Here is a 24,098-nt window from a genome sequence, read left to right as displayed (position 1 = left end):
AGTACCAAGTACTTCCGGCCCCCGCGGCGGCGAAGTCCGCCCCGGAACTGCGATCTGGATCACTCTTGATCATCGGGATCCTTCCGCCCACACGGTGACCAGCGACGACAACTCCGACGCCCAGCCACGGACCGTCTCGGCGTCCAGCACATCCGAGGAGAACGAGAAATACGCGTGGACCGGTCCGTCGCCGATCGGCTCGTAGAAGCTCAGCGTCAGGTCCGAATCCGGAACACCCACCGGCACCGGCATCACACCGCCCAGCGCGTCGAGATGACCGAGCCTGGCCTGCTCGTGATGAACGAGCATGATCTGCGGACGCAGCACCGGCGTCTCGCCGACCGCCTCCACGACGTCGGCGAACGCCACGTCCTGATTGTCCAGCGCGTCGAGATTCGCGGTACGGATACGCCGCAGCAACTCCACGGGATCGGGATCACCGCTCGTATCCGTTCGCAACAGAACGATATTGAAGAAACAGCCGACCAGCGCGTCCAGCGCCTCCTCCGTGCGTCCCGCGACGAGTGACCCGAGCGGAATGTTCGTGCCCGCGCCGTGCCGTGTCAGCACGGTGGCGAGTGCGGCCTGCAACACCATGAACAGGCTGGTGCCCGTGTCGCTCGCGAACTTCCGGGCCGCGCTGTGGAGTTCCGCGTCGATCTCGACCGGCACGATCTCCGCCGTCCGCGGTCCGCGAACGGCCGGGGCAGGCAGGTCGAGCCGGGACGGCATGCCGTCCAGCGTCTCCCGCCAGTAGCCGAGCTGACGCGACCGACGGCTGTCCGGGTCCTCGGGATCGCCGACGAGTGCCTGCGACCACACGACGTAGTCGGCGTATCCGACGGGCAGCGGTTCCCACGCAGGTTCCTCGCCGTGCGAGCGCGCGGCGTATGCGCCCATCAGATCACCGAGCAACGGCACCACGGACCACTCGTCGACGGCGATGTAGTGCATCGCGAGAAGCAACGCCTGGGTGCCGTCGGCGCCGGTCACGAGATGCACCCGGAGCGGTGCCTGCTCGGTGAGATCGAGGGGTTCCTGCGCCAATTCGAAGACGGTGCGGTGGACGTCTCCGTCCCCGACGTCGACGAGTTCGAGGGCGGGCCGCACCGCTTCCTGCGCGACGACGGTGTCCCCGACCTGTACATACACGGTCCGCAACGGTTCGTGCCGGGACGTGACGTCGTCGAGAGCCTGCGCCAGGATCTCGACATCGACGGTATCGCGAAGCTGCAGCGACAGTGCGTGACTGGCCCGTGCCTCGGCGCCGGCCGCCCGGAACTGCTTCCAGAACCGGCGTTGCGGCCCGGACAGCGGGAGCGCCTCCGGCCTCGGGTCCGCCGCCGTCAGCACCGGCCTGCCGGTGGACGAGGCCCCCGCGACGATCGCGGCGAGTTCGGCCACCGTGGAACTGTCGAACACGTCCCGGATACCGATGTCGACGGCGAACCGCCCGCGGATCCGTCCCACCAACCGCATCGACGCCATGGAGTTGCCGCCGAGGTCGAAGAAGTTGTCGTGGATGCCCACCGACGGCAGATGCAGGATGTCGGCGAACGCTGCGGCGATCTCCTTCTGCTCCGGAGTCTGAGGGGTGCCGTCCCCGGTCAGGGCCGACCAGTCCGGCAGCGGAAGCGCCTTGCGGTCGAGTTTGCCGTTGGGCGTCAACGGGAGATCGCCGTCCAGCACGACCACGAGAGTCGGCACCATGTAGTCGGGCAACCGCGCGGCGGCGTGTTCCCGCACCGCCTGCGGATCGATCTGCCCGGCTCCGTGACCGTCGGCCGGTGTCACATAGCCCACGAGCCGGACGATGTCGCCGGATCGGTCCGCGACGACCGCCGACTGCTTCACCGCCGGATGGCTTCCGAGGGCCGCGATGATCTCGCCGAGTTCGATGCGGAATCCGCGGATCTTCACCTGATCGTCGACGCGTCCGAGGAAGTCGATGTTGCCGTCGGCCCGCCAGCGCGCCCGGTCACCGGTCCGGTACATCCGGGTGCCCGCGTCGCCGAAGGGGCTGGGCACGAACCGTGCCGACGTGAGGTCGGGCCGGCCGAGGTATCCGCGGGCCAGTCCGCGTCCGGCGATGTACAACTCGCCCGCCACTCCCGGCGGCACCGGCTGCAGGCGGTCGTCGAGGACGTACGCCTGCTCGTTGGGATCGGGGATGCCGATCGGCACGGCCGAGTTCCATCCGGGTTGAGCCTGCCACAGCGTGTTGTTGACGGTGGCCTCGGTGAGACCGTATGCGGCCAGCAGGTTGAGCCGTTCCGCCCAGCGTCCGATCAGTTCCGGCGGCACGGTCTCGGTGCCCACCAGCACGGTGCAGCCCTCGGGGACGGCACACCCCGACGGCAGCGCCGCCAGCAGGGACGGCGGAATGATCGCGTGCGTCACGGCGTGTGCGGCCATGAAATCGGTGAGTTCCGGTCCGGCGACCCGGGACTCGTCGGGCACGATCACCAGACGGGAACCCGTGCACAGTGCCATCGACAACTCGAAGACCGCGACGTCGAATCCGATGGACGCGAACTGCATCACCACCGAACCGGGAACGAGCTTCATCCGCTGTTCGGCGGTCGCGACGAGGCTGGGGATCCCGTCGTGAGTGAGGATCGCGCCCTTGGGTTTACCGGTGGAGCCCGACGTGTAGATGACGTATGCCGCGTGGTCCAGGCCCTGCGAAGGCTGCGGCACCTCCAGGGCGGGGCCGGTCTCGAGTTCCGTGACGACGGACGCGTCGTCGAGGAGAATGCGAGTGAGGCCGGCGACGTCCGCGATGCGCGTGCTCTCCCCCACCGTGGTCACCAGCACCCGCGCGGCGGAGTCGGCGAGCATGTAGGAGATGCGGTCGGACGGGTGGTTCAGGTCGAGCGGAAGGTACGCCGCCCCGAGTTTCTGCACCCCGAGAACGACCGCGACCATCTGCGCCGACCTCGGGACCGCGAGTCCCACAACGTCTTCGACGGAAACGCCGCGACGATGCAGCAGTGCGGCGATTCGGTCGGCGCGAACACTCAGGTCCGCGTATGTCACCTCACCGTCGTCGTCGACGACTGCCACGGCGTCGGGGGTCGCGGCCACGTGGCGGGCGAATGCCTGGTAGAACGTCTCCTCCGCCACCGGCTGTGCGGTGTCGTTGAAACCGCACACCACGAGTTCGCGTTCGTCGCCGAGGAACACGTCGAGGTCGCCGACCGCGCGACCCGAGTCGGACGCGAGGGCGTCCAGCACCACGACCTGCCTGCGCGCGATCTTCTCCGCGGTGGCCCGGTCGAACAGGTCGGAGCCGTATTCGAGGCGCAGTTCGACCCGGTCGTCGTCGAGGTACTCGGTGAAGTTGAACACCAGGTCGAACTTGGCCGTGCGTTCCTCGAACGCCACCGGGGTGAGGGCCGATCCGGGTACGAGCGCCGAATCGGACGTCCGGCTGTGATAGCCGACCATCACCTGGAACAGCGGGTTCCGGGCCAAGGTCCGCGCCGGATTCACCTTCTCCACGACGGTTTCGAACGGGACGTCCGTATGTGAGAAGGCCGCCAGGTCGGTGTCGCGGACCCGTGCCAGCAGCTGGTCGAACGTGGGGTTGCCGGACACGTCCGTCCGCAGCACCACGGTGTTGACGAAGAATCCGATCAGGTCGTCGAGACCCTGTTCGCTGCGACCGGCGACCGGCGCGCCGATCGGCAGGTCGTCGCCCGCACCGAGACGGTGCAGCAACGCCGCCGACGCCGCGTGCAGCACCATGAACATGCTGGTTCCCGACGTCCGCGCGAGCGAACGCAGGGCCCGTGTCGTCGCGGCGTCGAGCGTCGTCTCGATCGCGCCGCCGGCGAAGCTGGGCCGCGCGGGACGGGTGCGGTCGGTGGGGAGCACCAACTCCTCCGGCGCACCGTCGAGAGTCTTCGCCCAGTACTCGAGTTGACGGCTGACGAGGCTGAACGGGTCCTGCGGATCACCCAGAACGTCGCGCTGCCACAGCGTGTAGTCGGCGTACTGCACGTCGAGCGGCTCCCACTCCGGCGCCGAACCCTGCGCGCGAGCGGCATACGCCGTCATCAGGTCCCGCAGGAACGGGCGGTCCGACCATTCGTCGGTGGCGATGTGGTGCAGCACGATGGCCAGCACCTGTTCGTCCGCGACCCGGATGAGGCTCGCGCGCACCGGGATCTGCGTGGCCAGGTCGAACGGGCGGCCGACGGTCTCGGTGACGAGCCGCACCAGATCGGCCTCGGTCCCGTCCACCACCGCGACGTCGGGCCGGGCGTCGTCGAGGATCACCTGCACCGGTTCACCGTCGTGCTCCCCGAACACCGTTCGCAGCGATTCGTGCCGCGACACGACGTCGGTCAGCGCCTGCTCGAACAACCCGGGGTCCAGTGCAGCCTGCAGTCGCAGGACGATCGGGAAGTTGTACGCGACGGCGGGGCCCGCCCCATCCCGAACCGACGCGCCCTCCATCTGCTGCAGAAGCCACAGGCGTTGTTGCGCAGCGGAGAGCGGCAGATGTTCGGGCCGCGGCCGGGCCACCAGCACCGGACGCGTCGAACCGGTGTCGTCGCCGATCCGGGCGGCGAGTTCGGCGACCGTCGGTGCCTCGAACAGGTCGCGCATGGTGAGGTCGGTGTCGAGTGCGGCCCGTGCCCGGCTGATCAGCCTGGTGGCCAGCAACGAGTGACCGCCGAGGTCGAAGAAGTCGTCGTCGACCCCGGGGGCGGGGACGCCGAGGATCTCCCCGAACAAGCCTGACAACACCCGTTCGGTGTCGGTGCGGGGTTCCGTGCGCGCGCCGCCGCTGCGGCCGAGCACGTCGTCCGCCGACGGTAGCGCCTTGACGTCGAGCTTGCCGTTGACCGTCATCGGCAGGCTGTCGACCTCGATGACCGCGGCGGGCACCATGTAGTCCGGCAACGTTGCGCGCAGCGCCTGTGAGTACTTGTCAACGTCCCGCGGTTGACAAGTACTCACAGGGACGGCGTAGCCGACCAGTCGCTTGAAACCACCCGGGCCCGAATCGACGACGACGGCGGCCTGACGCACGTCGTCCAGAGCTTCGAGCGCGGACGCGATTTCGCCCAGTTCCACCCGGTGACCACGGATCTTCACCTGATCGTCCGTGCGGCCGAGGAAGTCGAGGTTGCCGTCTCCGCGGCGACGCACGAGATCGCCCGTCCGATACATACGTACGGATTCCCGGAACGGGTCGGCGACGAACCGCTCCGCCGTCAGCGCGAACCGGTCGAGGTAGCCGCGCGCCAACCCGACCCCGGAGATGTACAGCTCACCGGGAACGCCGTCCGGGACCGGACGCAACCAGGCGTCCAGCACGTAGGCGGACGTGTTCCAGATCGGGGTGCCGACGGTGGGTGTCGCGCTGTCGGCGGTGCCCGCGCCGAGGGTGTTGATCGTGTACTCGGTGGGCCCGTACAGGTTGTACCCGACCGTTCCGTCCGTGTCGCGCAACCGGTTCCACACCGAATCCGGCACTGCCTCGCCGCCGAGGAGCACCAGTGGTGGCCGGTGCCGCCCCGGACCGTCGTCGAGCAGACCCTCCTCGACGAGGTGCTGGGCGTACGTCGGTGTCACGTTGACGACGTCGATCGCGTGGGTGTCGCAGTAGGCCACGAGCGCCTCGGCGTCACGCCGAAGATTCTCGTCGCAGATGTGGACCTCGTGGCCTTCGACGAGCCACAGCAGTTCCTCCCACGACATGTCGAACGCGAACGAGACGGTGTGCGCGATGCGCAGTCGCCGACCGCCCGCAGCGGTCACGACGGGTTCGAAGATCGCCTCACGATGGTTGAACTGCATGTTGGTCAGGCCGCGATACGGGGTGACGACGCCCTTCGGCTTGCCCGTGGACCCGGACGTGTAGATGACGTACGCCGGATGATCCAGGCGCCCGGGGGTTCCGGGCGCGAATCCGCCGAGTTCGGCCTCCGACAACGGTCCGGACGCGACCGCGCCGAAATCCAGGGTGTCGACGGCCAGCGTGTCGATCGTCGCAGCGGCGAGCGTTCCGGCGACGTCCGACGTGGTGACCAGGACCGTCGGACGCGCGTCGTCGAGCATCGCGACGAGGCGCTCGGCGGGGTGGTCCAGTTCGAGCGGCAGATACGCGGATCCGGTGCGCAGCACGGCGAACAGCGCGACCACCATCTCCACCGACCGCGGCAGCGCGAGTGCGACGATCCGCTCCGGGCCCGCGCCGTGGCCGAGCAGGAGCCTGGCCATCCGGTTCACGTCGGCGTCGAGTTCGGCGTAACTCACGGTGCGGTGCCCGAACACCAGGGCCGTCTCGTCCGGTCGGAGTCGGGCCGCGTCGGCGAACAGATCGGCGATGGTTCTGTCGGGCAGGACTTTCCGTTCGAACGGCACAGGCGTTGCGGCACCGGCGATTCCGCCGACAAGACCCGACAGGTCGGTGGACCACTCCTCGAGTACGGTCAGGTACCGCGACAGCATGCGTTCGACCCGCGACTCCGAGATCTTCTCGGGGTGGAACTCGAATTTCACCTTCACGCTCGCGCCCGGCGTCACGACGACCGTGACCGGGTAGTGGGTGTGATCGATGCTGTCGCCGCCGCTGATGTCGTGCGCCGCATTGAGTGCCGACACCTGCTTCTCGTCGACGAAATTCTGCAACACGTACAGCACGTCGAACAGCTGCCGGTGCTCGGACACCCGCTGGATGGAGGCGAGCCCGAGGTAGTCGTACGGGGTCAGCTCCAGCCGCTCGGACTGGATTCGCCGGAGCAGGTCGGTGACGGTCTCGTCGGCGCGCAGCGTCGTCCGGACGGGGACGGTGTTGAGGAACATTCCCGCCACCGCGTCGATGCCCGGGACCTCCGGTGGGCGTCCGGCCACGGTGGTGCCGAACACCAGGTCCCGGCGCCCGGTCTCGATTCCGAGTACGACGGCCAGCGCGGCGTTGAGCACCGCGTTGAACGTGACACCGGCGCCGCGGGCACCGGCACGGAGCCGTTCGCTCAGTTCCTCGGACAGCACGGCGTCCCGGCGCTGCGGTGGTTGTGGCGCCCCCGCGACCGTCGCGGCCAGCAGCGTCGGTTCGTCGAGCCCGCCGAGCGCGCCGGTCCACGCCGACTGCGCGGCATCGGAGTCCCGGGCGGCCAGCCACTGCAGGTAGTCCTCGAAAGATCCTTCCGGGGAGGCGAACCCGGAGTCGTCGCCACCCGATTCGTAGAGCGCGAGCAGCTGGCTGACGACGAGGCCGTTGGACCATCCGTCCCACAGCAGGAACTGCCGGTTGATCACCAGTCGGTCGTGGGAGTCGCCGAGCCGCAGCACCATTGCCCGCCACAGCGGCGGGGAGGTGAGGTCGAACGGTGTCAGCCGGTCCTGCGCGGTCAGCTGTTCGGCGTAGGACGCGCGTTCGGGCTCGTCGAGTTCCCGGAGGTCGAACTCGGCGATGGGCACGTCCAGGCCGGCGCCGAAGAACTGCACCGGCGCAGGCAGCCCTGCGCTGACGAATCCTGCTCGCAGCGTCGGGTTGCGTCGCTGCAGTGTGCGCAGCGCGGCGGCGAGCCTGTCGGTGTCGAGACGGTGCGCGAAGTCGAGTGAGAACTGTGCCGTGTAGATGTCGGCGCCGGAGTCGAACCCGGCCTGGAAGTAGAGGCCCTCCTGCAGCGGCGACAGCGGCAGCACCGTGTCGACCCCACTCGGGCTCGCCTCGACGATACGGTCGATCTCCTCCTGCGTCAGCGTCACGAGGGGAAGGTCGGACGGGGTGAGCATCGCCGGTCCGTCGTGCTCTCCTGCGGCGTCCGCCAGTTCACGAAGCGCGGACACCCAGCCGTCGCTCAACGCGACGACGTCGGCCTCGCTCAGGTCGGCGTCCGACCAGGCGAAGACGGCCTGCAGTTCGGTGCCCCGCTCGGACTCCTCACACAGGGCATTGATCACCAGCCGGTACGGGCCACCGAGATCGGCATCGGGATCGGTGGCCAGAGAGTCGGATTCGACCGCGGGCGTCCAGGGTCCGGGCACCGCGTGCGGCATGCGGCCCAGGTAGTTGAACAGCACCTGCGATTCCGCCCGTGCCGCCAGAAGACCCGCGGTGCGCGCGTTGACGTACCGCAGCATGCCGTAGCCGATGCCGCCATCGGGCGCGCCGCGCAGCTGCTCCTTGACGTCCCCGAGCGTCTCGAGTGCGCCCGTCCGGCTGCGCAGCCGGACGGGGGTGACGTTGGTGATCCAGCCGACGGTCCGGGAGAGATCCACACCCTCGGCGAGTTCTTCGCGGCCGTGCCGCTCGAGGTCCACCAGCAGGTCGTTCTCGCGTCCACGGCCGGCGAACCACCGGTCGGCCGACAGTCGTAGCGCCGCGAGCAGCACATCGGTGACGTCGGCGCCGACCACGGCGGGAACGGTGGTCAGCAGCGCCGTCGTGAGTTGCGGGTCCAGGAGGACCGTCCGCCGTGCGCCGCTGCTCACGACCGCGTGCCCGTCGGTGTCGGCCACCAGGTCGGCACCGGGTTCGGTGACGCGCAACCAGTGGTCGAGTTCGGCGAGCCGGGCGGGGTCCTGCGCCTGCTCGGTGACGATGCGGGCGAATCCGCGCAGCGACGTGGGCACCGCGTCGAGCGCGGCGTCCTGGCCGCTGTCGGCCGCCACCCACGCCATGGCGAGGTCCTCGATCAGCGTCCGCCACGACACCCCGTCGATCACCAGATGGTGTGCGACGAGAAGGAGCCTGCCCAGCTCCTGCGGGCCGGCGTCGAACCACACCGCCGACAGCATGGTGCCGTCGTCGGGGTCGAGCCGATCGGTGGCGGCGTCGGATTCTGCTGCCACGGTTTCGCGCAGCGCGGCGGCGTCGAGCCCGGTGACGTCGACACGACGCAATTCCAGGTCTGCGGATTCGGTGATCTCGAGCGACCACACACCCGGCGCGTGCCGGGTGAGCTTCTGCCGCAGGCCGTCGTGGTGACCGATCACCGAGTGCAGGGCGGCCGTCAGGACGGTGGCGCTGGTGCCCGCCGGTGTGTGGAGCAGAACGGCCTGGTTGAAGCGGTTCTTTCCGCCACTCCATTCGGACAGCCGATGGACCACGGGCAGGGGCGGCAGGACGCCGGTGCCCGACTCCTCCACGCGCGGGGCCGGCGCGACGACGGTGGCCGCGACCAGCCGCGCGAGCGCGGCCGGCGTCCGCTGTTCGAAGATCTGCCGCGGGGTGACGGTGATTCCCTCCCTGCGTGCGAGATTGACCAGGCGGATGGCGAGGATGCTGTCGCCACCGAGCGCGAAGAAGTCGTCGTTCACCCCGACGGTCCCGAGACCGAGAATCTCGGCGTAGTGGGCGGCCAGCACCCCCGCCGGTCCGCTCTCCTCGACCGGCGCGGACGTCGCCTGGCCCGAACTCGTGTGCGCGGAGAAGTCCGGTGCGGGAAGCGCTGCGCGGTCCAGCTTCCCGCTGGGGCCGACGGGGAACTCGGGCACATGCACGAGCGCGACGGGCACCATGAACTCCGGCAGGGCCGCAGCCAGGCGCGCACGGACGTCGTCGTCGTCGGCGTCCCCGACGACGTACCCGACCAGCTGTTGCTGTCCGGGCCGGTCCGAGCGCACGACGGCCGCAGCCTGCCGCACTCCGGGGCAGGCGGCCATCTGGGCTTCGATCTCGCCCAATTCGATGCGGAAACCGCGCAACTTCACCTGATCGTCGACCCGGCCGAGATACTCGACCGCACCCTCGGCGTTGACCCGGGCGACGTCACCGGTGCGGTACATGCGTGACCCGGTGTGGGAGAACGGATCGGCGACGAAGCGCTCGGCGCTCAACCCGGGCCTGCCCAGATAGCCGCGGGCCAGCTGTGGTCCCGACAGATACAGCTCACCGGCCGCGCCCGCGGGCACCGGCTGCAGGTACCGATCGAGCACGTAGAGACCGGTGTTGGACGTCGGCAGGCCGATCGGCACGGAGGGTGCGGACGCGTCGATTCCCTGAACGGACGCGGCGTAGCTGACGTCGACCGACGCCTCGGTCGGACCGTAGAGGTTGTCGAGTTCCACTCCCGGCAGGAGTTCGGCGACGCGCCGGGCGGATGCCACGGGAAGAGCCTCACCACTGCAGGAGATGATTCGCAGCCCGGTGCACCGGGCCGCGGCGGGCTCGGCGAGGAACACCTCGAGCATCGAGGGCACGAAATGCACGCGGGTGATCGACTGCCGGACGATGACGTCGGCGAGGTACGCCGGGTCCTTGTGACCGTCCGGCCGCGCCAGCACGAGGGTCGCCCCGGCGAGGAGCGGTCCGAAGAACTCCAGCACCGACACGTCGAAGCTGGACGGGGTCTTCTGGAACACGTTGTCCGTAGGGGTGATCGGCCGGAACCGCTGAACCCACAGCAGACGGTTGACGATGCCGGCGTGCGGCACGACGACCCCCTTGGGCCGTCCCGTCGAGCCCGACGTGTAGATCACGTAGGCGGGGTGTTGCGGCACGAGCGCGACACCGGTCAGCGGCGCGGGCGAGTACCGGTCGGCATCCGACACCCGGACCTGCGGAACACCGGACCCGGAGAACGGCACGGTGCCGTCGGTGAGGACGCACACCGGTTCCGCGTCCTCCAGCATGAACGCCAGCCGGTCGGCGGGGTAACCGGTGTCGAGTGGAACGTAAGCGCCGCCCGCCTTCCCGACCGCGAGGAGCGCCACCATCAGGTCCAGCGAACGGGGCAGTGCCACCGCCACCTTCGACTCGGGTGCCACCCCGCGGTCGACGAGCAGCCGCGCGACGCGGTTCGCGCGCGCATGCAGTTCGGCGTAGGTGAGGTGTTCGTCCTCGAACACGACGGCCACCGCGTCGGGTGTCCGCGCGGCCTGCTCCTCGAGCAGCGCCGTCACCGTCGTCTCGGGGAACTCCACCGCGACGTCGCGCAGTGCCGCGTCGATCGGCTCACGCGACGCCAGCGCGACGGAAGACACGTTCTGGTCGACGTCCCGGGTCAGCTCCGCGAGATACGCCACCGTCGACTCCGCGAACCGGGTCGCGGTCGCCGCATCGATGCGGGTGGCGTCGTACTTCAGCTCGAGTGTCAGCGCGTCACCGGGCACGACGATCAGCGTCATCGGGTACGGAGGGTGCTCGTCGAACCTGATGCCGGTCAACCGCACCGCACCGGTGGGATCCGCCACCGCGCCGTCGCCGAGCGGATAATTCTCGAACACGACGAGCGTCTCGAACAGGTTCTGCAGTCCCGCTTCCCGGCGCAACTCGGGCAGGCCCAGGTACTGGTGGTCGAGCAGCGTCGACTGCTCGTGCTGCCACCGGGCGAGGGTCTCGGCCACCGTGTCGGTCGGCCGGTACCGAAGCCGGGTGGGCACGGTGTTGATGAACAGGCCCACCATGGTCTCGATTCCGGGCAGGTCGCCGCCGCGGCCCGACACCGTCGAACCGAACACCACGTCCTCCCGGCCGGTGAGGCGGCCGAGGACCAGACCACACGTGCCGTGCACGAGCGTGCTGAGCGTCAATCCGCGGGCCCGGCCCACAGCGGACAGCGCGACGGTGGCGTCCGACGGCAGTGTCACCCGGACACTGCGGATCCCGGACTCCCCCGTCGACGAGGGCTTCGGAAGTTCCACCGGCTCGGGGGCGTCGGCGAGCGCCTCCCGCCACACGGCGAGCGACGCCTGACGGTCGCGCGCCCCCAGCCATTCGAGGTAGCTCCGGTACGGCGTGGGCGTCGGCAGCGCCAGCGGCTTCCCCTCGACGTTGTAGAGGGCCATCAATTCCCGCAACATCACCGGCACCGACCACCCGTCGGCGACGATGTGGTGAATCGACTGCAGCAGAAGAAACTTTTGGTGTTTCACCCGCGCGAGCGTGTAGCGCAGCAGGGGGCCACGCTCGAAATCGAAGCCCCGGGCCCGATCTGCCGCCAGCACCTGTTCCACGCGCTGCTCCGGATCCGCGACACCGGTGAGATCGAGCACCTCCATCGGCACCTGGACGTTTTCGCCGACCACCTGCACGACCCGGCCGTCCGATACCGCCCGCACTCCGACGCGGAGGGCAGCGTGCCGGTCGACGACCGCCTGCAGCCCGCGGTGCAACGCCGCCGCGTCGACGGGCCCGGTCAGTTCGATCACCTGCTGCACCACGTACGGGTCCGTGCCGGTGTCCTCGAATGCCGACTGGAAGTAGATGCCTTCCTGCAGCGGTGTCAACGGAAGCACGTCGGCCGCCCCCGCCAGCGCGTCCGCGTCCGGCTGTGTCAGCGACACCAGTGGGAAGTCCGACGGCGTGTGACCGCCGAGACGGTCGATTCCGGCCAGCACCCGCAGCACCGCGGTCCACTCGTCGGCGAGCGCCACGACGGCGTCACGGGTGAGCACACCGGGCGCCCACGTCAGCGTCGTGCGCAGGACGGGGCCGTCCGCGCCGTCCTCGGCGATCACGTCGAACGCCAGGGCGTGTCCGAGCGGCATCCGCGGGTCGTCCGCGCCGCCCATGGCGCGGGGCAGCCAGTCGACGCCCTCCGCGGACGTCACCCGTCCGAGGTAGTTGAACAGCACCTGCGGGGTCGGCGCGAGCGCGAGTTCCGGCCTCGGGACACCGACGTAGCGCAACGCGCCGTAGCCGAACCCGGAACCCGGGATGCGGCGCAGCTGGTCCTTCACCGCCTTCAGCGCGTCGGCGATTCCCGCCTCGTCCGCCGCTGCGCCGGGGTCGAGCACCACCGGATAGACGGTGGTGAACCAGCCGACGGTCCGGGAGAGGTCGAGGGCGGGTCCGTCACTGCGGCGCACGAGGTCTTCCTCGCGTCCGTGCCCCTCGAGATCGAGGAGCACGGGGCCCGGCTCTCCGTCTCGCCACCTCTGCAGCGCCACCGCGACACCGGTGAGGAGCGCGTCGTTGACATGTCCGTGGAACGCTGCGGGCACGGTGGAGAGCAGTGGCCGGGTGACCTCCGGAGGCAATGTCACCGTGAGGGTTTCGGCGTCGCCGGCGAGGTCGAGGGCGAGATCGAGCGCACGCGACCCGAGGAGCGGGTCTTCCGTGGTCGCCGCGTCCGCCCAGAAGGACAGTTCGTGGTCGAAGGCACCCGACCGCGTCTGCTCGTCGAGCAGCTCGGACCAGCGGCGCAGCGACGTTCCGACCGGAGCGAGTTCGGGAACGCCCCCCGCCGCCACGGCTGTGCCCGCGCGGGCGAGGTCTTCGAGGATGATGCGCCAGGACACCCCGTCGACCACCAGGTGGTGTCCGATCAGCAGTAACCGGCCGGGACCGTCGGCCGCGGCGAAGAGGACGGCCTGCACCATCACGCCCGCATCCGGGTCGAGCCTTCCGACCGCCGCCCGCGTCTCGATGTCGAGTTGCTCGGCGCTGCCGTCGAATTCGACCACGCGCAGGATTCCGTCGACCGCCGCCGGGGACGGTGCCGGCACGGACAGCGTCCAGCGGTCGCCCCCGCGGCGGAGGCCGCTTCCGTTACCACGGACGAGCGTCGCGCGCAGGGCGTCGTGCCGCTCGAGCACCGCGGCCAGGGCCGCCGCCGCGGCGTGCTCGTCGAGGGCGGCGGGAGTCTGCACGAGCACCGACTGGTGGAACGCGGCGATCCCGCCGCCCCGCTCCGCGGTGCGGGCGACGATCGGGGTGCTGCGGATGTCACCGACGGCGACGTCGTCGGAGTCCACGGCTGCCGCGGTCCGGCCGTCCTGGACCCGGGCGAGCGCCTCGGCGGTGCGGAGCTGGAAAATCTCCCGCGGGCTGATCGAAAGACCTTCCTGCCGAGCATGGTTGACCAGCTGGATCGCCACGATGCTGTCGCCACCCAACGCGAAGAAGTCGTCGGTGACGCCCACCGATTCCACCCCGAGGACACCTGCCATCAGCCCACACAGGGTTTCCTCGGCGGCGGTGCGGGGCGCGACGTTCTCGCCGGCCGCGCCGAGATCCGGCTCGGGCAGCGCCCGCCGGTCCAGTTTTCCGTTGGGGGTGAGCGGGAACCGATCGAGGACGACGAACGCCGACGGCACCATGTACTCCGGCAGCTTCGACGACGCCCAGACCCGCAGCTCGGCGACGTCCGGTACCGAATCCTGCTTCGCCACGACGTAGGCCGCGAGAAACTTTGCCCCCAAGGGCGTCTCCCGCACGACGACGGCACTGTGCCGGACGGCGGGATGCGACACGATGCCCGCCTCGACGTCCTCGAGCTCGAGTCGCATGCCCCGGATCTTCACCTGATTGTCGGCGCGGCCGAGGAAGTCGAGAGAACCGTCCGCCGCCCACCGCGCGAGGTCACCGGTCCGATACAACCGGGAGCCGTCGTTCGCGAACGGGTTGGCGACGAAGCGGGACGCCGTCAGCCCCGGAGCGTCCACGTAACCGCGGCCGAGGAGGAATCCACCGGCATACAGCTCGCCGCCGGTGCCGAGAGGCACCGGGTTCAGGTGTTCGTCCAGCACGTACAGCTGGGTGTTGGGGTTCGGGCGCCCGATCGACGTGGCGATCCGCGCAGCGTCCTCCCGGTAGATCACGTGCGACACACCGATCGTCGCCTCCGCCGGACCGTAGCCGTGGTACAGCGTGATGGCGAGCTGCGATCGGAACCTCTCGAACAGACCCGGTGTGAGAACCTCACCGCCGCACCACACGTGCTTCAGCGCCGCCAGCCGATCCGTGCCCCGCGACAGGTCGAGCAGCACGTCCAGCATCGACGACACGAGGTAGACGAACGTCACCGACTCGCGGGCGATCAGGTCCAGCAGATACTGCGGGTCCCGCTCCCCGCCGGGCTCGGCCACCACCAGCCGGCCACCCGCCACCAGGGGCAGCAGAATCTCGTTCACGGAGATGTCGAACGACAGCGGCGCCTTGAACAGCGACGCGTCGTCGGCCCCGAAGCCCAGGATCTCGTCGCGCTGCCACAGCAGCCGTGCGCAGACGGCCTCGTGCCGGATCATGGCGCCCTTGGGCCTGCCCGTCGAACCCGACGTGAAGATGACATACGCCAGCCGCGAACCCTGCACGGTCACCGCGGGCGGTTCGGCGGACTGCTCGGCGTACGCCCACGCCGCGAGGTCGACCGGCACGGCCCGCTCCCCCGCGTCGGTGACTCCGCCGGGTCCGGTGAGAACGAGCGCCGCCCCGGCGTCCGCGAGGACCGAGGTCCGGCGGTCCTCCGGCCACGACGGGTCGAGGGGCACGAACGCCCCACCCGAACACATGACGGCGAGCAGTCCGATCACCATCTCTGCCGATCTCGGAAGACCCACCGCCACCACTGTTTCCGCCTCGACACCGCGGGCGCGCAGGTGGTGGGACAGCTGCGCCACGCGTTTCCCTAGTTCCCGGTAGGTGAGCCGGATGTCGTCGGCGATCAGGGCCTCGGCATCCGGTGTCCGCGACACCTGAGCATGGAACAGGTCGGGAACAGTCACCGATTCCTGCGGGGACGCCGTGTCGTTGAACTCCACCAGCAACTGCCTGCGCTCGGCCTCGGTCATCGGATCGAGCGACGCGATGGGCTGCGACGGGTCGGCGACGAACTGCCCGACGAAGTGCTCGAGCCTGCGGCGATGCTCCTCGAGCTCGGCGCCGAGACCGGCCGGGGCCCGGAGGTCGATCTGGATGGGCTCCGAATCCTGCCCACCGCGGATGGAGAAATCGAGGTCGCGGACCGGTCCGGTGGCCGAACCCCGCACCCACGCCGGGAAACCGCCGAACGTCAGCGAGTGCTCGAACATCATGGAATTGATTCCGGGACCGAAGATCTGACGGTCCGGATCGATCGACCGCAGATCGCGGGCGAGGTCCTCGCCGCGGTAGCGCCCGTGCCGCAGCACCGAGATCAGCGTCGTGTCGATGCGGGTGGCGAGCTCGCCCACGGTCATCGCGGGATCCACCTGCACCCGGAGCGGCAGGATCGTCGAGCACATACCCGGGATGCGGCGAAGCTCGCGGCCGACCCGCGCCGTCATCGGCAGCGACAAGGTGAGGTCGCGGCGGCCGGTGAACCGGTGGATGTACGCCACGACCGCGGCGAGCGGCAGCCGGGTGCGCCGGATCCCCGCGTCGGAGGCGAAGGTGTAGATCGCGTCGGCGTCGTCCCCGTCGATCTCGACGAGGGCGGAGATCGGCGACCCGGAGTGGTCGACGACCTGCGGGAGCAGCCGAGGCGGCTCCGGGGCGTCGATCACCTGCTGGATCCAGAAGTCGCGGTCGGACTCGAAGCGCGCCGACGCACGGTAGTCGCGGTCGGACGTCACGAGAGTGTCGAGGGGCCACGGCGCCGTGGACGTCTCGAGTTCCGGGTGCTCGTATCGATCGACGACGTCGGCCACGAGGAGGGTGATGCCGTATCCGTCGATGAGGCTGTGGTGGTAGCGCTGATACCAGATCACCGACTCGTCCCCGGTGCGCAGCAGGGCGTGCCGGAACAACGGTTCGCCGCAGTCGATGTCGACCACGGTCTCCATGTCGCGATCCATCCATGCGCGCGCACTCGCGTCGGGATCCACTTCGCCGCGCAGGTCCACGACGGCGAGAGTCCACGCGTCGGGAGCTGTCGGCACCTGCAGCAGTTCGTTGTCGTCGCCTCGCTCGAAACGCACGTGCAGGGCTTCGGCCCGTTCGGCGGTCTTCCGGATGGCCGCGGCAGCACGGTCCAGGTCGATCCGGCCCGCGACCTCGACGACGAGCGAGAGGTTGTAGACCGGGCTGCCCGGGTTCAACTGCTGCCCGACCCACACCTCGGACTGCGCGGCCGTCACCGGGAATGCGACAGACGTCGAACTGACGCGAGCCGAGTGAGAAGTGCCCTCAGCCGAAGTGCGCTGTGAGCGAGCAGCCGCCGAGTGGTCCGGAGACATGGGTGATCCGATCGTCCGTCGAGAGCGCCCGTCCGACGACGGGCACCCGAAGGAGTTTAGGTTAGGCTACCCACTAGCAACAACCCGGTTGCCGGCAAGTTCACAGGCCGGATTATCACAGCGGTAATTCGTGTTCAATCACCACGAACGCGTGTCGCCCGCACCGCCGCCAGCTTTTACCGCACCGAAGCGGTCCCGGCGTCGAGTTCGACCGTGTAAACATACCGCTCGTTCGCGGCGTTGGCACACGAGCGGCGGCGTCGACACCCAGGGGCAGCCGCCCAGCAACCTACTGGTGCCAGACCGCGGTGTTCCCACCGCGACGCTTGGCTGCGTAGAGGGCGGTGTCCGCATGATGTAGCAGTTCGTCGACCGTGCGAGCCGACGTGCTGCGCGCCATCCCCACGCTGATCGTCACGGCGAGGAGTTCGTCGCCGACGTCGATCGGCGTCGTGATCGACGCGAGCATCCGGGTGACCACGTCGTCGACGTCGAGTTCGTCGATGTCGGGAAGGATGGCGACGAACTCGTCGCCGCCGAGCCTGCCGACCGCGGACGGAGCGCGCATCGCGTGGCGCAGATGCTCGGACACCCCCTGCAGGATGCGATCACCGACGCGATGCCCGCGGGTGTCGTTGACGTCCTTGAAGCCGTCGACGTCGAGGAACAATGCGACCGCAGGCCCCGCACCCGGCTCGAACAAGCGCTGCAGGTGCTCGGTGATGGCGGCGCGATTGAGCAGTCCGGTGAGACTGTCGTGCGTGGCCGCGTGCAGAAGGAGAGCGTGCGCCTCCTCCGCCTGCTGCTGGGCGCTGACTTCCGCGGTGACGTTCCGGAAATGCACGACCAGTGCACCGGAATCGGCTGCCGCGGTCACCTCGATCGTCATCCCGGGCGAATACAGCGAGTCCACCCGCGTCTGCTGCTCCCGGCCGGTGGCGAGAACCTTGCGGCACAGTGCGTCGAAGTAACTGCCGCGCGTTTCGGGAAGAACCTCGGTGACGACACGGCCGAGCAGTTCGTCCCGCGACCGCCGCACGTGCCGCAGGCAGCCGGAGTTGACGTAGATGATCCGAAGGTCCTCGTCGAGCGCCATGAACCCCAGGCCCACCCGATCGAGCAACGACGCGAGCTGCGCGTCCCGGCCGGCCACGTGCCCGAGTTCGATGACCACTCCCGTCAGCTCGACGGGGGCGCCGGACGCATCGGTGGTGACGTCGATGCTGCGGGTGAGGATGTACCGGGTCGACCGATCTGCCAGCACGATGCGGAACACACACTCCGCGCCGACGGATCCGGCGGTGTCACCGAACATGCGACGCACCGCGCCGATGTCTTCGGAATGGACCCGCTCCCGCCACAACTCGAGCGGTGGCCGGGAACCGTCGTCCCCGAAGATGGCGGCGGCCTTTTCATCCCACCACAAGGCCCCGTTCACGATGTCGTACCGGACGATGCCCACCCCGAGGCGCGGAATACCCAACGCCATCAGAATCTCGCCGTCACCGTGATCGCCTCCAGCCGCGCGAGACTGTCAGTTGGCGAGGAACTCGAGCAGCACCTTGTTCACCACTTCGGGCTGTTCGAGGTAGCCGTAGTGCCCCACGTCGGGGATCTCGTAGTACCGCGCCGACGGGATGGCCTCGGCCACCTCACGCGACAGATACGGCGGAATCATCCTGTCGTCGGCGAAACCGATGGACAGGCACGGTGTCGTGATCGCCCGGTAGGCCTGCCTGCGGTCGAAACTGCGGTCCATCTCCATCTGCGCGCGCACGCCGTCCGACGTTCGGCCGCCGCTGAACTCGAACAGGTCGAGCCAGTCGCGGGCCGTGTGCGGGTCGACGAGCGAGGCGGGCGACAGATTCATTACGGCAGTCACCGCGGCCCGGTACTTGGCCGGGAGTTCGACACCACTGTCGTGCAGGGCGCGCTCGCCTTCGGTGAGGGTCTGCTGGAAGTAGTCCATGCGGGCGTGACCGGCGAGGAACGCCGCCTTGTGCACGAGGTCGGGCCGGGTCAGGGCCAGTTCCTGTGCGACGCGGGCACCCATCGAGGTGCCGACGACGCGCGCCGGTCCGCCGCCGAGGTGCTCGATCAGTCCCGCGGTGTCGGCGACGAGATCGTCCATGGTGATCCCGCCGAGGCTCTCACCGGACGGCGCGATGCCACGGTTGTCGAACGTGCAGACGCGGTAACCGGCGTCGATGAGTGCAGGGGTCTGATGCAGATCCCACACCCGTCCCGGGCTTCCGGTTCCCATGATGAGCACCACTAAATCGCCGGATCCCTTGACCTGGTAATTCAGGGGGATCCCGTTGATCGTGGCGATCGTCATGTTGCCTTCCTTCCATGGGCGGTCTCACCGAATTAGATTGGATAGCCTAAGCTGGCTTCGCTGCCGCTCGCATGCGGCGCTGACCGACAAGCTCGTCCAGGAGGACCGCGTTGAGAGTCGCCACACTCGGATATCAAACCTGGGGTCACCGTACCCTGCAGGCCCTGCTCCAGTCCGACCATGAGGTCGTCCTCGCGATCACCCACCCCAAGAGCGACCACGTCTACGAACAGATGTGGGCGGACTCCGTCGCCGACCTGGCCACCGAGCACGGGGTGCCCGTGCACATCGCCACCAAGCCGGACGAAAACTTCAAGGCCGCACTGAAGCAGGCCGACCCCGACATCGTCGTCGCCAACAACTGGCGCACCTGGCTGCCACGGGACGTCTTCGACTCTCCCCGCTACGGCACCCTCAACATTCACGACTCGCTCCTGCCCAAGTACACAGGATTCTCCCCGCTCATCTGGGCGCTCATCAACGGTGAGGAAGAAGTAGGCCTCACCGCGCACCTGATGGACGAGGAACTCGACGCCGGCGACATCGTTTTGCAGAGGTCGACGCCCGTCGGGCCGACGGACACCGTCACCGATCTGTTCCACCGCACCGTCGACATGATCGGCCCGATCACCCTCGACGCACTCGAGCTGATCGCGTCCGGTCGCACGGACTGGATACCGCAGGACCGCTCGCAGGCCACGTTCTTCCACAAGCGCGCCCCCGAGGACAGCCTCATCGACTGGACGTGGCCCGCCGACGCGATCGAACGGCTCGTCCGCGCGCAGTCCGACCCGTACCCGAACGCCTTCACCCATTACAAGGGACAGCGTGTCCGGGTTCTGAAGGCCGCCGTGTCCGAAGGAAATTACGGTGGAACGCCCGGGCGTGTCTTCATCCACGAAGGCGACGGAATGGTCATCGTCGCCGGACCCGACGCTCGCACGGGTCGGAACAAGGGTCTCAAGATCCAGCGCGTCCGACTCGACGACGGCACCGAACTCGCCGGAACCGAATTCTTCCCCCACGGCGGCGGCTACCTCAGCTGACGCCCGTGCGCCTTTCTGGTAGCGGGGGCTACCACAAAGGCGCACGGGGCGGAACGCCCTACCGACCCTCCCACGCCGACCAGAGTTCGGCGTAGCGTCCGCCGGCCGCGACGAGATCGGCGTGCGGACCCTGCTCGACGATCCGGCCGTGTTCGAGGACGACGACCCGATCGGCGGCGGCCGCCTGTGTCAACCGGTGGGCCACCACCAGCGTCGTGCGACCACGGGTCGCCGCCTCGGCCGACGCCTCGAGTTCCCGCGCACCCGCGCTGCCCGCTTCGGCCGTCGCCTCGTCCAGGATCGCGACCGCCGGGTTCGCGAGGACCAGCCGCGCCAGAGCCAATTGCTGTGCCTGGGCGGCGGTCAGCTCGTGGCCGCCCTCCCCGACCACGGTCTGAACGCCGTCGTCCAGGGCGTTCACCCAGCCGTCGGCGCCGACGGCTTTCAGTGCCATCGCCGCGTCCTCCTCGGAGGCGTCGGGTGCGGCGAGCCGAAGGTCGTCGATCAGTGGTCCGGCGAACACGTGGACCTCCTGGCTGACGATGGCGACCCGGCGACGGAGACCACCCGGCGCCAGGTCCGGCAGCGCGGTGCCGCCGATGCGCACCGAGCCGGACGTCGGGACGATCGAGCCGGCCGCGATCGCCGCGACCGTCGTCTTGCCCGCCCCGGTCGAGCCGACGAGTGCGACGCGTTCACCGGACTTCACCTGCAGGCTGATGGCGTGCACCACTTCGTGGCTGCCGTCGTAGGTGTGTCGCACGTCGGCGAGTTCGAGCGTCGAATCCGCGGACTCCCGGACGGCGGCACTCCCGGTGCTCGACTCGTCGTCGAGGTCGACGACGCCGACGAGCCGTGCCAGGCTCGCTCCCGCCGACTGCACCTCGTCGAACGTGTACATCAGCATGCCGATCGGATTGAACACCCGGTGGAAGAGCAGTGCCGCGGTGGTGGTCTGCCCGACGGTGACGATGTCGGCGTTCACCAGCGCGAATCCAGCGGCGAGGATGGTGGCGAGCCCCACGAACTCGGCCCGGTTGCCGCGTCCCGCGAACCGGGTGAACAGTGCGAAGACGCCGACGGACAGGTCGCGGGCCTTCTCCGACGCACCGTTGATCTGCGCCAGATGGCTGTCTTCCAGACCGTAGGCGCGCACCGTCCGGGCGCCCTGCATGCTGCTGATCAGGGCCTGCGAACGCTCCCCCATCGCGACACGCTCGGCGGCGTACACCGGCGCGGACCGCGGCAGGTACCAGCGCATCGCCAGTGCATACATCGGCAGCGCCACCATGCCCGCGAGCCCGAGCCGCCAGTCGATGCCGAGCATCGTGACCATGCTGAGCACCACCAGCAGGACAGCCGTGACGAGGTTGGGGACCACATCGGTGACGGCCTTGCCGATCACCGCGACGTCGTCGCCGACCCGCGACAGCAGGTCGCCCTTGCCGACGCGTTCGACCGTCTGGATCGGCAGCCGGAGCGCCCGGTCGACGGTGCGCTCGCGCAGATCCGCCAGGATTCCCTCGCCGAGACTGCGGATCAGGAACGACGCGAACCCGGCACACACGCCGCCGATCACCGCGGCGGATGCGATCACCGCGACCACCCACCCGATGGTGGACGGCGGCGCACCGTCCTGCACCCGGTCGACGAGGACGCCGAAGACGTAGACGGGAACCAGCGCCATGCCCGCCGCGACGGCGGCGACCAGCAGGGTGAAGACGCTCCGGCCGCGGCGGTGTCCCAGTTCGGACTTCAGCCACGCCCACGTGTCGCGTGCGTTCGCGATGGGCAGCAGTTCACTCATCGCAGGACCGCCTGACGGTAGTTCGCGTTCTCGGTCGCCAATTGCGAGTGTGTGCCCTCGCCGACCACCGTTCCGTCGTCGAGGACGACGACGCGGTCGGTCACGGACAGCAGCGCGGGGCTGCTCGTGATGAGGATCGTCGTCTGCCCGTCCGCGGAGCCGCGATGCCGCAGGTCCGCGATGCCGCCCGCGATCGTGTGTTCGGTGACCGCGTCCACGGCGGTCGTCGGATCGTGCAGCACCATCACCGGCGACTGCGCCACCAGTGCACGTGCGAGGGCGACCCGCTGCCGCTGACCCCCGGACAGCGAGGACCCGCGGTCGGCGACCTCATGGTCGAGCCCCTCGGGGTGTGCTTCGACGACGTCCACCGCCGCGGACGCGGACAGCGCCGCCTGCACCTCGGCCGCCGTCGCGCCGGGCCTGCCTGCGGTCACGTTCGACGCGACGGTTCCGGAGAACAGGTCGCCGTTGTGCGGTTCGACGAGCAGCGCCCGGCGGGCCTGCGCGAGATCCGCGTCCGACAGCCGCACTCCGCCCACCGTCAGTTCGCCGTCGTACCGGTCGGGGGGAACCTGCCCGGACAGCAGCGCGGCCAGCGCCTCCGCGTCCTGCGGGCGGTACGCGACGACCCCGAGCAGTTCGCCGGGGGTGACCTGGAGGTCCACCGCGCTCAGGGACCGGTAGGACACCCCGGTCAGGCTGAGCTCGCTGCCGTCGAGTGTCCGGCCCGATCCGGCGGGCAGCAGAGGTTCCGCATCGAGGACCAGGGCGAGGCGGTCCGCCGACGCGCGGGCGAGGGCGAGGAACCCGGGCAGACCGGCCAGGACGCCGAGCGGTTCGATGAAGAACTGGGACAGTCCGACGACGGTGATCAGCTCGCCGATGGTGATGCGCCCCTCGAGGGCGAACCAGCCTGCGACACCCGCGACACCGACGGCGAGGAGGGCGCTGACGGTCATCGAGACCCCAGCGAACACGGCGGAACTCTTCGCCGTGTGCAGGGTGGCGCCGAGCGCCTCGCGGCTGGCCGTCCGGTATCGCCGCGACGCCGACACCTCGGCGCCGATCCCGCGCAGGGGGCGGAGCCCGCTGACGAGGTCGGTGGCCATGGCCGACGCGCGCGCGACGGCGGCCTGCTGATCGGTGGCCCGGCGGGTGATCAGCGGCGCCGCGAGCTGGAGGAGACCGAGGATGACGGGGGTGCCGATCAGAACGGCGAGTCCGAGCGGCACGTCGATCAGCAGGAGGGCGACGGCGGATCCGATCGCCGCGGTGAGGGCCGCCGCGGCCCGCGGTGTGATGTCCGCGATCCAGGCCGCGCGGTCGGCGTCCGACGTCGACACCGACAGCAGTTCACCGGCACGCAGGTCGGTGCGCACTCCCCGCGGGTCGAGGATGCGGTGCGCCACCTCCATCCGCAGCTGGTGCGCCTCGTTCTGCATCGCCACGACGATGAACCGGGCACCGAAACGCCACGCCGCGGTGAGCACCAGGAACAGCAGCGCCAGGGCGCACAGCCACGCCGCGAGAGCGAACACGTCCCCGGTAGCGACGGCCCGGTCGACGATCACGCCGATCGAGATCGGGACCAGCGTCTCCGCCACCTGATGCAGGCAGACGAGCACGGTGCCGATCCCCAGCCGAACACGATTCCGCACCAGCGTGCGACGCAGAATTGCGGTGCCACCAGTCTTCACGCGCGTAACTCCCAACGCCGACGCTTCCCCACCCACCAACCAAGTAAGCAGACCCTAACTAGATGAACCCTAATCGATGGGCAACTAGCGTTGACATGCCCGGTTCTCATAGAGTCGCCGATACGAACTACTGCGCGTGACGCAGCAGCAAGCCCGAGAGGACAAAGATGGCCGCGAAGACGACCGCCGAAAACGACATCGCGGACGAGGATCTCGAACCCCTAGCCGACGAGACCGCCCGCCAGGCGCAGCGCGTTGTCGCTGCATACGCCGAAGATGCCGACGAGTGCAGGATGCTGCTCTCCATGCTCGGAATCGGACCCACCACCAAGCTCGACTGAGAATTTCATCCACTTCGACTG

General features: G+C 69.4%; 7 protein-coding genes. 2 read left to right on the top strand and 5 right to left on the bottom strand.

Annotated features, from left to right (window positions below; all coding sequences use genetic code 11):
- Nucleotides 1–69: 69 nt before the first annotated feature.
- The 3 genes from CJ177_RS26285 to CJ177_RS26275 all read right to left on the bottom strand — a co-directional run bounded on the left by CJ177_RS26285 (nucleotide 70) and on the right by CJ177_RS26275 (nucleotide 19,183).
- Nucleotides 70–16,845: a non-ribosomal peptide synthetase gene (locus CJ177_RS26285; protein ID WP_095868983.1), complete on the bottom strand. Its 16,776-nt coding sequence runs from the start codon at nucleotides 16,843–16,845 to the stop codon at nucleotides 70–72.
- 289 nt (nucleotides 16,846–17,134) lie between these two features.
- Entirely contained in the window at nucleotides 17,135–18,334 is a 1,200-nt protein-coding gene (locus CJ177_RS26280; RefSeq protein ID WP_095868982.1) for a sensor domain-containing diguanylate cyclase, read from the bottom strand.
- A gap of 45 nt (nucleotides 18,335–18,379) precedes the next feature.
- Nucleotides 18,380–19,183 (bottom strand): alpha/beta fold hydrolase, encoded by an 804-nt coding sequence (locus tag CJ177_RS26275; RefSeq protein WP_005244521.1) that lies wholly within the window; start codon nucleotides 19,181–19,183, stop codon nucleotides 18,380–18,382.
- A 110-nt stretch (nucleotides 19,184–19,293) separates the two neighbouring features.
- Here CJ177_RS26275 and CJ177_RS26270 point away from each other — a divergent pair, with 110 nt between their 5' ends.
- Nucleotides 19,294–20,229, top strand: a complete 936-nt coding sequence (locus CJ177_RS26270; RefSeq protein ID WP_005244522.1) for a methionyl-tRNA formyltransferase — start codon at nucleotides 19,294–19,296, stop codon at nucleotides 20,227–20,229.
- A 58-nt stretch (nucleotides 20,230–20,287) separates the two neighbouring features.
- Here CJ177_RS26270 and CJ177_RS26265 read toward each other — a convergent pair whose 3' ends face one another.
- On the bottom strand, nucleotides 20,288–22,036 hold the full coding sequence (locus CJ177_RS26265; protein ID WP_095868981.1) for an ABC transporter ATP-binding protein: 1,749 nt from the start codon (nucleotides 22,034–22,036) through the stop codon (nucleotides 20,288–20,290).
- Nucleotides 22,033–23,736 (bottom strand): ABC transporter ATP-binding protein, encoded by a 1,704-nt coding sequence (locus CJ177_RS26260; protein ID WP_061042253.1) that lies wholly within the window; start codon nucleotides 23,734–23,736, stop codon nucleotides 22,033–22,035. Before CJ177_RS26260 ends, CJ177_RS26265 begins: the two co-directional genes overlap by 4 nt.
- Before the next feature lie 167 nt (nucleotides 23,737–23,903).
- Here CJ177_RS26260 and CJ177_RS47455 point away from each other — a divergent pair, with 167 nt between their 5' ends.
- Complete coding sequence (locus CJ177_RS47455) at nucleotides 23,904–24,077, top strand: hypothetical protein (protein WP_005244525.1); 174 nt, start codon at nucleotides 23,904–23,906, stop codon at nucleotides 24,075–24,077.
- Nucleotides 24,078–24,098 lie beyond the last annotated feature (21 nt).

The sequence above is a fragment of the Rhodococcus sp. ACPA1 genome, assembly GCF_002300195.1.
In the GTDB taxonomy this organism is placed as follows: Bacteria; Actinomycetota; Actinomycetes; order Mycobacteriales; family Mycobacteriaceae; genus Rhodococcus_F; species Rhodococcus_F opacus.
This window is presented reverse-complemented; position numbering and strand designations above follow the sequence as displayed.